The sequence below is a fragment of the Psychrobacter sp. T6-5 genome, assembly GCF_052258485.2.
Classification (GTDB): domain Bacteria; phylum Pseudomonadota; class Gammaproteobacteria; order Pseudomonadales; family Moraxellaceae; genus Psychrobacter.
In genome coordinates this window covers 1,237,069-1,250,409 of sequence record NZ_JBQQEY020000001.1, presented here as the reverse complement: position 1 = coordinate 1,250,409, position 13,341 = coordinate 1,237,069, and the positions used below count along the sequence as shown (strand labels likewise).

Sequence of the window (13,341 nt, the reverse complement as noted above, 5' to 3'; positions counted from 1 at the left end):
AACTTATAATGTTCCGCTATGTGAAACATAGTTTCACCTTTATTTAATCAAATTTCGATGCTGTTGTAAACCTTTATCACGGTTTATGTGCATGTATTGCGCTGTATATTTTGATTTGTTTTTATTACCACTCTGATTCTGCTATATTTTAACTGGATATTTATTCATTGGCTTTGTCTAGAGCACGTTTTACGTAAGCCGACAAATGCCTCATTATATGAACCGAAACCATTATTTTTTATGACTCAACTTGGATAATTTTTATGACAATATCTACAACAGAAGCGCTGGAATCATTGTCTGCTGACATTGCCATCATTGGTGGTAGTGGCTTGTATCAGATCCAAGCACTGACTAATAAGCGCAGCGTGACGATACAGACCCCTTATGGCAGTCCATCCGATGACATTGTTTTGGGTGAATTAGAAGGAGTAACGGTTGCTTTTCTGACGCGGCATGGTCAAGGTCATAAACTGACCCCATCTGAAGTACCCTATCGCGCCAATATATATGCGCTAAAAACATTAGGCGTACGTTACATCGTCTCAGTATCGGCGGTCGGGTCGTTGCAAGCACACCTTGAGCCGCTAGATATGGTCGTGCCAGATCAAATGATCGATATGACCAAATATCGTGAAAGTACGTTTTTTGGTGAGGGCGCAGTCGCTCATGTATCAATGGCAGACCCACTCTGTCCTGCCCTATCAGATATCCTAACGCGTGCCTATAATAAGGCAGATTTAGCTGAGGGCAGCTGTCACAAAAAGGCGACCTATGTCTGTATCGAAGGGCCGCAGTTCTCAACCCGTGCAGAGTCGGAGTGGTATCGTCAAATGCAAGCGGATATCATCGGCATGACCAACATGCCAGAAGCCAAATTGGCACGTGAAGCCAGCATGGCTTATGCGACATTGGCCTTGGTGACAGATTTTGATTGCTGGCACCCGACCGAAGAAGCCGTCAGTGCCGACTATGCGATAAAAAATCTGATGAAAAATGCTGAAAACGCTCAACAGGTGATTCAAGAGGCCGTTGCTTTGATTGCCGCTGAATCACCCGAATCCATCGCCCATAATGCTCTCGCACAGGCCTTGGTCACGCCTATAGACATGATGGACGAACATACCAAAATCAGACTGGCTGCATTGTTATACTAAATATTTAAACATATCTGAATAAGCGCTTATTTGAGACAAAGCCAACAACCCCAATCCTACGCACATGCAAAAAGGCCATTAATATACTTAATGGCCTTTTTATGATTCTAATCAGTCTGTTTGGGATAAAAGCTAACCAGATGCCTTTACTCTTAACAGCACCACTCTTAACAGCAACCGCCCGCACCAGATAATGACGTCATCGTCTGATCAAATGGCATCAGTTCACCGCACCCTGCAAAGATACCATAGTGACGACTGTCATCACCGATAAATTCAAAATGCGGCGCAAAGCGAGATTCTTGTAGCATCCGAAAAGTATTGCCGCACACAGGAAATACTCGACCTGCCTCAATCGCATGATGCTTGTCTAGATCAAACCGATGCGGGGATTGCTCGATAGACCCTTTGTATATCACCGCTTGTCCATGATCTTCACAGGCATCTTCTAGCGTGGCAATTTTGAATAAGCGATAGGTGGCCGAAAAAAACTGTATATCACCAATTTTGGCAGCCAATACAGGATCTGTAATCTCAAGCAGACGATCTTCGACCAGACGTGGGTCTAAAAACCCTGCGTCTCTTGATAAACGGATAAAGTCTTTCCAATACAACGCGCCACTCAAGCACTCTCCATACAATACAGGATCATCGATCAAGTGTTGCGGGATACGGCGATCGGCATAAACATCAGAAAAATAAAATTCGCCGCCAGGCTTGAGTAGTCTCTGCACGCTCGCCATCACGGCGGCTTTATCTGGTGATAAATTGATAACACAGTTTGAGACGATAATATCGAAGCTACCATCAGCAAGGTCTAGCTCATCTAGCTTTTCGATATAACCATGCAAAAACGTCACATTGTCATAGCCAAACTTCTCAACATGATAAGCTTGGTGTTCCTTTGCAACGGCTAGTTGCTCATCTGTCATATCCACACCAACCACATGACCGCTCTCACCTACCAATTGCGCGAGTGCATAAACGTCTCGGCCTGAGCCACTGCCCAAGTCTAGAATTCGGCAGCCTTCAAGTAATGCAGGACACACCAGTCCGCAGCCATAATAGCGGCTCAATACCTCATCATGAATATTTGCCAATAACGGCTTGAGCCACTCAGGCATATTGCTAATATCACAACACGCTGAGGTTTTTAGGTCATCGGTTCCTTGTAACTCTTTGCCATAGTAATTTTGCACAACGTCATGCATAACAATGTCCTTATTAATAGTAAAATCCAATTACAAGTTAAGTAGATAACTATAGAAAATCATGTTTAATTTTTAGATTTTGTTGAGCATATTGCGCCAATCTGATGGTAAATGCTTTAAATCTTCAGGCTCATCAATGTCATGCAGCGCTGGCAATAACGCTAGTGTCCAACCTAACGCCGCGATACGCTGCTTAGTGACTTTAGCGACGCTAGACGTACTCCAGCTGATATTTGAAAAAAGGCTTTCATCGACTTGGTTGAATCCGAGCAACACATAGCCTCCGTCGGTTGCAGGAATCATCACCGCGTTATCTTCATCTAGCTGCTGTACGGCGGTCTGTATACGCTCTGCCGTGAGGCTAGGACAATCCGTCCCTATTAAGACAACTTTTTGATATTTTTCCAATGCGTTCTGACTGGCTATCAACATGCGCCTACCCAAATCACCCTCTGCCTGAGCAGACCATTGCAGTGACTCCGGTAAATCAAGCGCTTGCCAGCAGGGATCAGTTGGCGCTGGACTCACGCATAGCTCAATGGCAAAGTCGCTCGCCACAGCTTGCTCGACACTATGTAATAATAACTGCCTTGCCATAAGCGCAGCACCATCCACACCCAATGCAGGCTGCAAACGAGTCTTTGCCTTATCACGTGCTGGATATTTGGCAAATAAAATGACGCAGGTAGGTTGCTCTTTTATCTGTGAGTTGACATCTATGGTAGTGGTTCGGTCGCTGGTCGCATGCATCAATACGAAGCCCTTTTTGTTATTGTTATTAGTCCAATATGGCTGGATCATTCCTACTTATAATAACGCTGTTTTAATCTCTCAGGCGATATGCCGCGCCAGTAATCAAAGCGCAAATGCCACATCAAAAAAATCGTGCGAAAATGACCGTGTTGCTGCCAACGCCGTGCGGACGTCGTCACTGTGCTTTTTAAACAAGCGGGCCTGCTAATAGAATTTAAGCGCTTACACAACTCGACATCTTCCATCAATGGCTGATCAGGATAACCACCGAGTCGTTCAAATAAAGATTTTTCAATAAAAATAGCCTGGTCGCCCGTTGCAATACTGACCAAACGTGAGCGCTTATTAATCATCATACCAACGACTTTTAATAACGGATGAGCACTGTCCAAGCGTACATCAAAACGCCCCCAGTCATGGCCAGTCGTTGCTCGCCGTACCTCATTTATTGCGTCAGTCGGCAACCGAGTATCAGCATGTAAAAATAGCAATATATCCCCAGTTGCCCGTTTAGCACCAGCATTCATCTGCCGAGCGCGTCCAGCAGTGGACTCGATCACATGCCAGTCAATCGACGACTGCCTCGTCTTTGACGAATCTTTTAGCAAATCATAAGCGGCAGTCATCGAGCCATCCGTTGACCCACCATCGACCACTATCACTTGCTGCGGCGCTGGGCTGAGCATATGAATATGAGCAATAAGGTGTGGCAGATTATCCACTTCATTTAACAATGGAATAATGATAGAGATGTTCAAGGTACGTCTCGTTTTAATAAGAATAAACTCGCGAGCATTGACTTATTTTTTGTTCAAATTCCAATTGTAGTCAGTGTAGCTGATTTTTATTTTGCCTTGGTTTAGATCTGCTGTCTGCGCTTTACTCATTCCTAGTGACGAGCTATAACGACCCAAAAACCCTTCTAAATCTTTTGTACCACGCCAATTGCTCTCAAAATCTGACTTATACCATTTAAAAATCGGCGACACCCTTAGTGTATTGCCCTTAAGATTGTTGCGACTACTGTCTGCCAAAAACTTAGCAGTTGCCTGCTCTAATTGACCATCCAAATCTTTGCCAGTAAAGGCGTCATCTTGCAGTGCAGGACAACCAATACTCGCGCAATTAACAGCGAAGTGAATACGCGGATCATTGTAGCGTTTGGAACCACGAATGAGGTTGTGCTCGATATCGTCAAGCGAGCGCGTTTTACCCAATAGCGGAATAAACTCTTGCTTCCACGGCGACCCAAATAGCCCACCGATGTCTTTGATAGACTTAATGTTAGGATATTTTGTCAATACCAAATCGACTGTACCAGCATTGTATACGTTGATTAAAAACGCCAACTGCTCATTTTTATTCCAACGATTAAACTCTGCTTGAGAGACCTTGCTGGTTGACTCAAGATAGCTTGCCAGCTTGCTCTTATCCGCTTGCATGCCCGTATAATTCACCACGGAAGCCTTACCGCCATTGGTCATGGTCACATGCTTATTTAATAAACTGTCCCAGCTTTGATGATTAAAGTCAGCATACGCGGCTACGCTCGACGAGAGGATCGCGATAGCAATCACTGGTTGCACGACCAAGGTCTTTGTTGAAACATTTAATCTTGACATGAGATTCACTCCACTTGAATTGGTGATGTTTGTCTGTCGCAGTGTCCAGCTCGATAGCCTAACAACTATTTATTATCAACGACTCTTAATGGTAAATATGGGCGTCTAAACAGTCGTGTCTGCTATCGTCTGCTCTACGGTCTCTTCTTCTAACGCACCGCCGCAGCTGCTGCCCTGTCCTGCCGTACAGCCATAGCAGTGGTCCGCAATAGCAATGGCATCACCAGAGGGATTTTGGGTAAGCAGATCGCTGAGATGACGCCGCGATTTATTGGGTACAGGCATCTCTAATTGCTGATTAAAGTCACAGTCGAACAATTCGCCCAGCCAGTTAACACTGATTGTCGAGCGGCACATCACTTCACTCAAGTTATCCGCCACGTAGTTTTCTTTGAGTAAATCCATGTACGGGTGAAATTCATTTTTGGCCAATAGTACCGCGCCAAAACGCTGAATCGGCATATTGGTGAGGGCAAACAAATGGTTGAACTCGATATTAAAGTGTTCTTTTAGCTCCCGCTTATAGTCCGCTTCAAGCTGCTGCTGATTGGGCGGTAAGCTCGCGCCTTGCGGATTGTAGACCAAGTTTAAGGTCAAACCTGAATCAGCGCTGCCGTAGCCTAACTGGTTGAGTTTTTGCAGTCCTAATATACTATCGTCAAATGCCCCTTTGCCGCGCTGCTTATCCACGTTTTCTAAGGAGTAACATGGCAAGGATGCCACCACTTCGACTTGGTTATCTGCTAAAAACTGCGCCATATCCTCATAGCCATTTTCCATAAGAATAGTCAGGTTACAGCGGTCTATCACTTTGACACCCAGCGCACGCGCCGCTGTGACCAAATACTTAAAATCCTCGTGCATCTCAGGGGCACCGCCCGTCAAATCGAGCGTATCGATATTTTGCGCTTGCAATACTTCGGGAATCAGCTCAACCAACTCACGTGACATCATCTCTGTGCGATAAGGACTGGCCGCCACATGGCAATGGACGCAAGACATATTGCATAAGTAGCCCATGTTGACTTGCAGTATCGTTAGTTCTCGGCGTTTGATCGCCGGAAAGTCGGTATGCTCAAGTAATTCGATAGTCGATTTCATAATCGTATAGACCCCGTTAATGACATAACTCAAAAAAGATATATCTACATATAAGTAATTGCTTTTATTTGCTATTTTACAAAAATTATAACTTATTTATTGACCTGTCATTTTACATTTTGTTTAATCAATCATACCTGATTGTGAATCACCGATAACATCGGTTTTGTAAAATCAGTATTGTTATTTATGCCAACCAGTGCTGCTCTATTTAGCCTTCACAAAGCGCTGATCGATATACCGTTTTAGATACCAAAGCCCGCGGCCTTGCAGACTAATCGCTCCCCAACTGGCAATGGCGTACTTGTCCCCGCAAGACAATAAATATAGCGTTCGTGTCTTGGGTTGATAGTCTTGCATAGGTTCGTCTTTGAGATAGGCCAATAGATTGTCTGCCTCTATCGCGCCGCCATGTACCGCATGAACGCCTGAATGCGCCACGTCTTTGTCCACTCGCGTGGCTACGTCACCAACGGCAAATACATTAGGGTGAGAGACACTCTGCTGCATGGCATTAACGGCGATGAAACCATTATCTACCGTCTGTAAATCAGTGGCAGCGGTCCATGCTGATCCTACCACTCCCGTCGCAGCAATCACAGCATTCATGGTCAGCGTGTCATGTGCGGTCAATAAATGACCATCATGATAACCAGTCGCTCGCTCATGGACTATCTTAATATCATGGCGATGCAGCTGCCTAATAACGCGTTGATGAAAACGCGGATTAAATCCTGGCAACAGATGCTCACCGCACACCAGTATCACTTGATGGTTACGATTGATATGCTGTAGTGCCACTTGAGCCGCCATGACCAATTCGGTCGCGGCAGCCCCAGCGCCAACGATGACCAATTGGTATTGACTGGCTTGCCGAGCCTCAGCCAAAATCTGCTGCCAATGCGTGATAAACTCTGACAAGGGACGAACAGCGATTACGTCTGTACTAGCGTGAGCATCCGTCTTAGCATAGCTGTCTCGTGTATCTAACCAACGCATATCTGTATCTGCACCAGTATTCAATGACAACACATCATAATCAAGTGGCAATCGCTCATCGCCCGTTGTCGCGACCATATTGGATGCCGCATCGACCTGCACGATCGACTGCTGAATGAAGCGCACACCCGCTCGCCTACAAAGCGATGCTATATCGATACTGATATCGTCAAGCGAGTAATGTCCTGCCATCCAACCAGGTAGCATTCCTGAATATATAGTCTGCGGATGCTCGCTAATTAGAGCGATGTCTAGAGCCGTTCCCTTAAAATCCGTACTCTCTAGCTGCCCAGCAACAAGCCGACGTAACAGTCCAATATGAGCATGACCTGCTCCTGCTAATAGTAGTTTTTTTGGCGACAGCGGTTTCATAGGCATCCTAATCAAAGTGATAGATAGATGTTTGACGAGCGAGTTGTAATGCCTTTCATATAAGTAGCATAAAAAATGGCCTACAAATAAGATATGTCTGATAGACGACCCTGATGATTGGGTGGATGGTATAAGTGGCTTAAATAATATTGACCACACTCATTTTTGTCATTAAATGCTGCTACCAAGTATAGATTTCATTACCCTGTCACGTAACACAAAAAAATAAGGTAAAATGGTCGACCAATCAGCGCCTAGTAAAATAAAATCATAACGACGCCACCTAACTGATCGGTATTTTTGAAATAACGATCCATAAAAAATATAGACCATTAAAACCTGTCAAGGAAGCTTATATGAGTAACACTCTCGATACCAGTAATGATAACATTCTCTCCTCCGACAACACTCACTACTTGCACCATGACTTTTTTGAGCCAAGTGACAAAAATGTTGTCATCAGTGCGACGCTATTGATTGTGCATGGGATGGCAGAGCACAGTGGTCGCTATGCAGATTTTGCACAGTTCTTGGCAGACAATGGCATCGCTGTGGCAACCTATGATCATCTTGGTCATGGACAGACCATCAAAAACGAAACGGATTTGGGATTTTTTGGTGAAGAGCATCCAGTACAGTCGCTGCTAAAAGATGTGATTGTTATGGCAGATAGCCTAAAAGCACGTCACCCTGATGTACCGCATTTTGTGATGGGCCACTCCATGGGCTCGTTTATCGTGCGTAATGTACTCAAGCATCATGCGCATAATTTCACTGGAGCGATATTGATGGGTTCAGCAGACGTCAATCCATTGACCAAAGTTTTGCTGCCTATCAATAAAATATTGGCAAAAGTGGCACCTAGACAGCCGAACTCAGTACTTGCCAATACCATGAACAAAGTATTGAACAGTCAACTAAAAGATCGCACTGCATCATCGAAGTTTGCTTGGTTGAGTGAAAATACTGCAAATATTGAAGCCTATGAAGCTGATCCAAAGACTGGTTTTGACTTTACCAACAATGGCTTTATGACATTATTTACTTTGATGGATACCGGACTAAATAAAGGCTGGGCCACCACCATTGCCAAAAACTTCCCAATGCTGTTTATCAGTGGTGAAGACGATCCTATTGGTAATATGGGACGCGGTATTCGCCGCGTGGTCAAACGCCTACATAAACAAAAATTTAGCCACGTTGATATTCAGCTGTATCCCAATATGCGCCATGAAGTATTGCACGAAACAGATCATCAAACGGTTTATCAAGATATTTTGGCGTGGATAAAAAACACTGCACCAGACGCTTAAAGCACGATAAACAATTCATCTTGAGCAGTCTTTTGAGCGCTTTTTCTCGAGCACTGCCATAATGAAATACTGAACTTGTTTGCTAAAAGTGGTCAAATTAGCGACAATATGGCAAGCAAGTTTTTTGACCCAGTTATCTTGTACAACCGTCTATATTTTACAAGTATTGTATTTTAAGCGGGTCTACCCAAGTTATGTCACTATAAATACGAGTCACCCCTCCCTTTCATTCATTTTAGGAACCTTTATGTCATTACAACAAACCATCGAACAAGCTTTTGAAAACCGCAATGAATACAGCCCAAGCAACATGCCACAAGACGTGCGTGACGCGATTGAGCAAGTACTTGAGCAGCTAGATAACGGCAGCCTACGCGTTGCTGAAAAGAAGGATGACGAATGGGTCGTCAATCAGTGGGCCAAAAAGGCAGTACTACTATCGTTCCGTTTGAACGACAACTACGTTCAAGCAGCGGGCGAGCATGTGCAGTTCTATGACAAAGTGCCTACGAAATTTGCCAACTGGACCGAAGCACAGTTCAAAGAAGCAGGCGTCCGTGTGGTACCGCCAGCCGTTGCTCGTAAAGGTTCATACATCGCAGCAGGTGCCGTATTGATGCCATCGTATGTCAACATCGGCGCATATGTCGATCAAGGCGCGATGGTTGATACGTGGGCCACCGTTGGATCATGTGCGCAAATCGGTAAAAACGTGCATCTATCAGGCGGCGTTGGTATTGGCGGCGTATTAGAGCCATTACAAGCCAACCCAACCATCATCGAAGACAACTGCTTTATCGGTGCGCGCTCTGAGATCGTTGAAGGCGTGATCGTCGAAGAAGGCGCTGTTATCTCTATGGGCGTCTATATTGGTCAATCTACACGCATCTATGACCGTGAGACTGGCGAGATTCATCGCGGCCGTGTACCAGCCGGCTCTGTTGTCGTACCAGGCAGCTTGCCATCAGAAGACGGCACTCACAGCTTGTACGCTGCCATCATTGTGAAAAAGGTAGACGCGCAAACCCGTGCTAAAACATCAGTAAATGAGCTATTACGTTTAGCCTAGTATTTTTAATATTTATAGCCTCGTACCCGAACGGTACGGATGGCGATAAACTATCTTTACTAAAGACGCTGAAGAAAACTTCAGCGTCTTTTTTGCACCTTAATGCAGAGCGTTGCGTTATAATCCGTTTTTTGGTTTTGTTTTATCCAAACATAAAACGACAAATACCACAACCTGCCTTCTTCTTTATTACGATTGATAACCGCTTCATCGCCTTATCAACCTTTAACTGTATTTGACATATTATGAGTGAATCACTATTGCGCACCGCCGCTATCCCCGTCACCGACCCTGAAGCAGGGTTACGTTTGACTGAGATTTTTTATTCCCTACAGGGTGAAGCACTGACGTCTGGCTTGCCGACGATATTTGTACGTCTAACCGGCTGTCCGCTGCGCTGCGTCTACTGTGATACCGAATATGCCTTTACGGGCGGCGAGCGTCAGTCATTAGAAACCATCATAGATATTATCAAAGGCTATCCATGCAAGCGTATCTGCTTAACTGGCGGTGAGCCATTAGCACAGCCAAACGCGATTGAGTTAATGAAACGCTTGCTCAGCGATGACTATGAGATATCCCTTGAGACCGCAGGCGCGCTCACGGTAGCAAATGTACCACCAGCCGTCAGTAAAGTGATGGATCTCAAAACACCAAGCTCAGGCGAAGTGGACAAAAACTTATGGTCAAATCTCGATCATCTCACCGAGCACGATCAGATCAAGTTTGTCATCATGAACCGTAAGGACTATGACTGGGCAAAAGAAAAGTTAGTCGAGCATAAATTAAATGAATTGGTCGGTACGGTTTGGTTTTCTCCGATGTTTAACGTGGCAGATGATATTGATGAAGCGCTTAGCCCTGAAGTGCCTGTATTGGCAAGAGAGCTTGCTGAATGGATGCTGGCAGATGCCTTGCCCGTTCGCTTTCAATTGCAGCTGCATAAAATCATTTGGGCAGATGCCAAAGGCAAATAAAAAGATAAACCATACGCTAATCTCTGACAGATCACACTCTAATCACTGATAGAGCATCCATTTAGAACAATAAATACAAATCTATATACAAGCACACATTTTCAAGGAGGAAACATGATTCGGCTGATCTTACTGGGGCTACTATCAGGTGCGTTTTTTAGCTCAACCTTTGTATTAAATGAGCTGATGAGCGCTGCTGGTGGGCATTGGTTTTGGTCAGCAAGCCTGCGCTATGTCTTTATGCTACTGCTATTGACAGCGATGATTGGTGTTCAGCATGGCGTGGGACGGATTGGTGAGCTATGGGCGATTTTTCGCCAACATATAGGGTTCTGGTGCATTACTGGTAGTATTGGCTTCGGCGTGTTTTATACTGGCATCTGTTACGCAGGTGATCACGCCAGTGGTTGGGTCGTAGCAGCGACCTTTATGTTTACCGTCGTGACCAGTTTGCTTGTCTTACTGGCATTTGGGCAACGCTTTGATAAAAAATTCATTTTTTATGCCCTGATTGTCTTTATAGGCGTCGTACTGGTCAACGTCAGTGAAGGTTTGCACGCGCCTAGTGATACCAATGCCATACCGCTGACGCAAATGCTACTGTATGGCGCACTGCCAGCACTGATCGCTGCGTTTAGCTACCCTATTGGCAATCAGTTGGTTTGGCAGGCCTCTTACAATGCGAAACAGCACAAAGCCAGGCACCAAGATAGGCATCAAGATAGTGAGCACCACTCGCAACCGATGCGTGCAGAAACAGCGCTATTGGCCAGTGCCCACGATGCTGCTGATACGCATATCACTGACCGTGATGCTGCGAATAGCTCCACGCTGCAAACCTTGATCGGACGTATTCCCGTTATCGAGACGGATCTGCTACAAAACGCTTTTAACAAAGTGTGGTTGATGACCGTAGGGAGTTTGCCATTTTGGCTCGTTTTAGGCATCATAGTGCGCCCTGAGTTACCGGGTAGCGCGCAGGTGTTTAACACGCTACTGGTCGCCTTGTTATCAGGGGTGGCCGCGACCAGTCTGTTTTTATATGCGCGTGAGCAAGCGGTGACCTCAAGTGATGTCGCTGGCGTTGACTCGACCCAAGCCAGTGAAATCATTTTTGCCTTGATTGGTGGTATGATCCTGCTGGGAAATCCACTACCGTCAGCTTTAGGTCTGGTTGGTATTGTACTGATTATCATCGGCTTGATATTGTTTGCAAAAGACGGCTAAATGACGCTCTAACGATGGGCTGATTTTGTTTGGCTCATCTACAAAACACCCATTTAAAACGAGAATACCCATCATTTTTTATGATCAAGAATTGGCAATATAACCATGGTTAATGATTTAATTTTTCCTGATATTCTATTATATTTATTGGACATGGTGGGTATCATCGCTTGCGCAATTGCAGGGACGTTGCTCGCTCAGCATAAAGGCTTTGATATTGCTGGCTGCATCTTGGTTTCAATGGTCAATGCCATCGGCGGCGGTACGCTACGTGACATGGCACTAGATCGTCATCCACTGTTTTGGATGACGGATCTCAACTATGTGATCGTCATTACCGTGACATCCCTTATCTTACAAATATTCTTTCATCTATATCACAAGATTGATAATGCGCTTAAGCTGTTTGATGCCATTGGTCTCGCGGCATTTAGCGTGATTGGCTTTAAGGTCGCATTGACCCAAGGCATGTCACCTCTTGTTGCTATTATGATGGGCGTCTGGACAGCCATTATTGGTGGGATGCTACGTGATATTATCTGTAATGAGATACCGCTAGTATTACAGCGTGAGATTTATATTACGGCTAGTATCGCAGGATCTGTGACGTATTTATGCCTACAGTACGTCGGTGTCAGCGCTGGCATCAATGAGTTTATTATGCTGTTTGTGATCTTTGCGGTACGCATGCTGGCGCTTAGATTCGACTGGCATCTACCCTCTATTCGTCTGGTTACTTAATCAGCTACTTGGTAGATTGATTGCTCTAGACATGACAACTAATAATTAAAAATAGTGAGAATGGCTTATGTTGGCTATCGCGTTGGATCCTGCAGCTCTAATCACTACTTTTGATCCACGCTCTTTGATCTATTTTTTTGATATGATTGGGATTATCGCCTGTAGCGTTTCAGGGACGATACTGGCGAAGCATAAGAACTTTGATGTCTTTGGTTGCCTACTAGTCTCTATCGTCACAGCTATCGGCGGCGGCACCGTACGCGATGTGATTTTGGATCGTCATCCGCTGTTTTGGATGGTAGATATGAGCTATCTGACGCTCATTACGATCTCTTCACTAGCCATGCAGATATTTTTTCATCCGAACTCAAGACGAGTCGATAAGTTCCTAAAACTGTCTGATACCATCGGTCTATCCGCCTTTACGCTCATAGGTATCAAGGTCGCTGATAGCATGGGTACCAATGTACCAGTAGCACTGTTGTTGGGCGTGATCACCATCATCGTTGGTGGCATCATTCGCGATATGATTTGTAATGAGATTCCACTGGTATTGCAGCAAGAGATTTATATCACTGCGGCGCTAACTGGGGGTATTCTATATTTTGCTCTAAAAAACTTAGGCGTTGCCGATTGGGTTGCTGATGTCTCTGCGATGAGTACGATTTTTACCTTGCGTATGCTGGCTATTCGTTATGATTGGCAGTTCCCCACTCTTGAGTGGAAGTACTGAGCCTAAATCAAAAGGCTACTGGCAATAAATGGTATAAGTGCGATCCAATCTGACCGCACTTAATAG

The 13,341-nt window shown here is 45.0% G+C and carries 13 protein-coding genes; 7 read left to right on the top strand and 6 right to left on the bottom strand.

Features of this window, described 5'->3' with window-relative positions; genetic code table 11:
• Positions 1 to 263: 263 nt before the first annotated feature.
• Complete coding sequence (gene mtnP / locus ACTXGK_RS20080) at positions 264 to 1,157, top strand: S-methyl-5'-thioadenosine phosphorylase (RefSeq protein ID WP_443516612.1); 894 nt, start codon at positions 264 to 266, stop codon at positions 1,155 to 1,157.
• 167 nt (positions 1,158 to 1,324) lie between these two features.
• On the opposite strand, the gene ACTXGK_RS20075 is transcribed toward mtnP, so the two are convergent.
• The 6 genes from ACTXGK_RS20075 to ACTXGK_RS20050 form a co-directional block, all read right to left on the bottom strand.
• Entirely contained in the window at positions 1,325 to 2,368 is a 1,044-nt protein-coding gene (locus ACTXGK_RS20075) for a methyltransferase domain-containing protein (protein ID WP_443516610.1), read from the bottom strand.
• 72 nt (positions 2,369 to 2,440) lie between these two features.
• The gene (locus ACTXGK_RS20070) at positions 2,441 to 3,118 is read right to left on the bottom strand and encodes a TIGR04282 family arsenosugar biosynthesis glycosyltransferase (RefSeq protein WP_443516608.1); all 678 of its coding nucleotides are present in this window, start codon (positions 3,116 to 3,118) and stop codon (positions 2,441 to 2,443) included.
• Between the two features lie 53 nt (positions 3,119 to 3,171).
• Complete coding sequence (locus tag ACTXGK_RS20065) at positions 3,172 to 3,879, bottom strand: TIGR04283 family arsenosugar biosynthesis glycosyltransferase (protein ID WP_443516606.1); 708 nt, start codon at positions 3,877 to 3,879, stop codon at positions 3,172 to 3,174.
• A gap of 42 nt (positions 3,880 to 3,921) precedes the next feature.
• A complete protein-coding gene (locus ACTXGK_RS20060; protein ID WP_443516605.1) occupies positions 3,922 to 4,743 on the bottom strand; it encodes a DUF547 domain-containing protein in 822 nt (273 codons plus the stop codon).
• 105 nt (positions 4,744 to 4,848) lie between these two features.
• Complete coding sequence (gene arsS, locus ACTXGK_RS20055) at positions 4,849 to 5,844, bottom strand: arsenosugar biosynthesis radical SAM (seleno)protein ArsS (protein ID WP_443516603.1); 996 nt, start codon at positions 5,842 to 5,844, stop codon at positions 4,849 to 4,851.
• 207 nt (positions 5,845 to 6,051) lie between these two features.
• Positions 6,052 to 7,215: an FAD-dependent oxidoreductase gene (locus tag ACTXGK_RS20050; protein ID WP_443516601.1), complete on the bottom strand. Its 1,164-nt coding sequence runs from the start codon at positions 7,213 to 7,215 to the stop codon at positions 6,052 to 6,054.
• A 356-nt stretch (positions 7,216 to 7,571) separates the two neighbouring features.
• Between ACTXGK_RS20050 and ACTXGK_RS20045 the strand changes: the two genes are divergently transcribed.
• The 6 genes from ACTXGK_RS20045 (at position 7,572) to ACTXGK_RS20020 (ending at position 13,275) form a co-directional block, all read left to right on the top strand.
• Positions 7,572 to 8,528 (top strand): alpha/beta fold hydrolase, encoded by a 957-nt coding sequence (locus ACTXGK_RS20045; RefSeq protein ID WP_443516599.1) that lies wholly within the window; start codon positions 7,572 to 7,574, stop codon positions 8,526 to 8,528.
• A gap of 247 nt (positions 8,529 to 8,775) precedes the next feature.
• Positions 8,776 to 9,597: a 2,3,4,5-tetrahydropyridine-2,6-dicarboxylate N-succinyltransferase gene (dapD, locus tag ACTXGK_RS20040; protein ID WP_443516597.1), complete on the top strand. Its 822-nt coding sequence runs from the start codon at positions 8,776 to 8,778 to the stop codon at positions 9,595 to 9,597.
• Positions 9,598 to 9,842: 245 nt separating this feature from the next.
• Entirely contained in the window at positions 9,843 to 10,574 is a 732-nt protein-coding gene (gene queE, locus ACTXGK_RS20035; RefSeq protein WP_443516595.1) for a 7-carboxy-7-deazaguanine synthase QueE, read from the top strand.
• A 114-nt stretch (positions 10,575 to 10,688) separates the two neighbouring features.
• Positions 10,689 to 11,801, top strand: coding sequence for a multidrug resistance efflux transporter family protein (locus ACTXGK_RS20030; protein ID WP_443516593.1), 1,113 nt, complete (start codon positions 10,689 to 10,691; stop codon positions 11,799 to 11,801).
• A gap of 105 nt (positions 11,802 to 11,906) precedes the next feature.
• On the top strand, positions 11,907 to 12,542 hold the full coding sequence (locus ACTXGK_RS20025) for a trimeric intracellular cation channel family protein (RefSeq protein ID WP_443516591.1): 636 nt from the start codon (positions 11,907 to 11,909) through the stop codon (positions 12,540 to 12,542).
• A gap of 67 nt (positions 12,543 to 12,609) precedes the next feature.
• Positions 12,610 to 13,275, top strand: a complete 666-nt coding sequence (locus ACTXGK_RS20020) for a trimeric intracellular cation channel family protein (protein ID WP_394212234.1) — start codon at positions 12,610 to 12,612, stop codon at positions 13,273 to 13,275.
• The last annotated feature ends 66 nt before the right edge of the window (positions 13,276 to 13,341 follow it).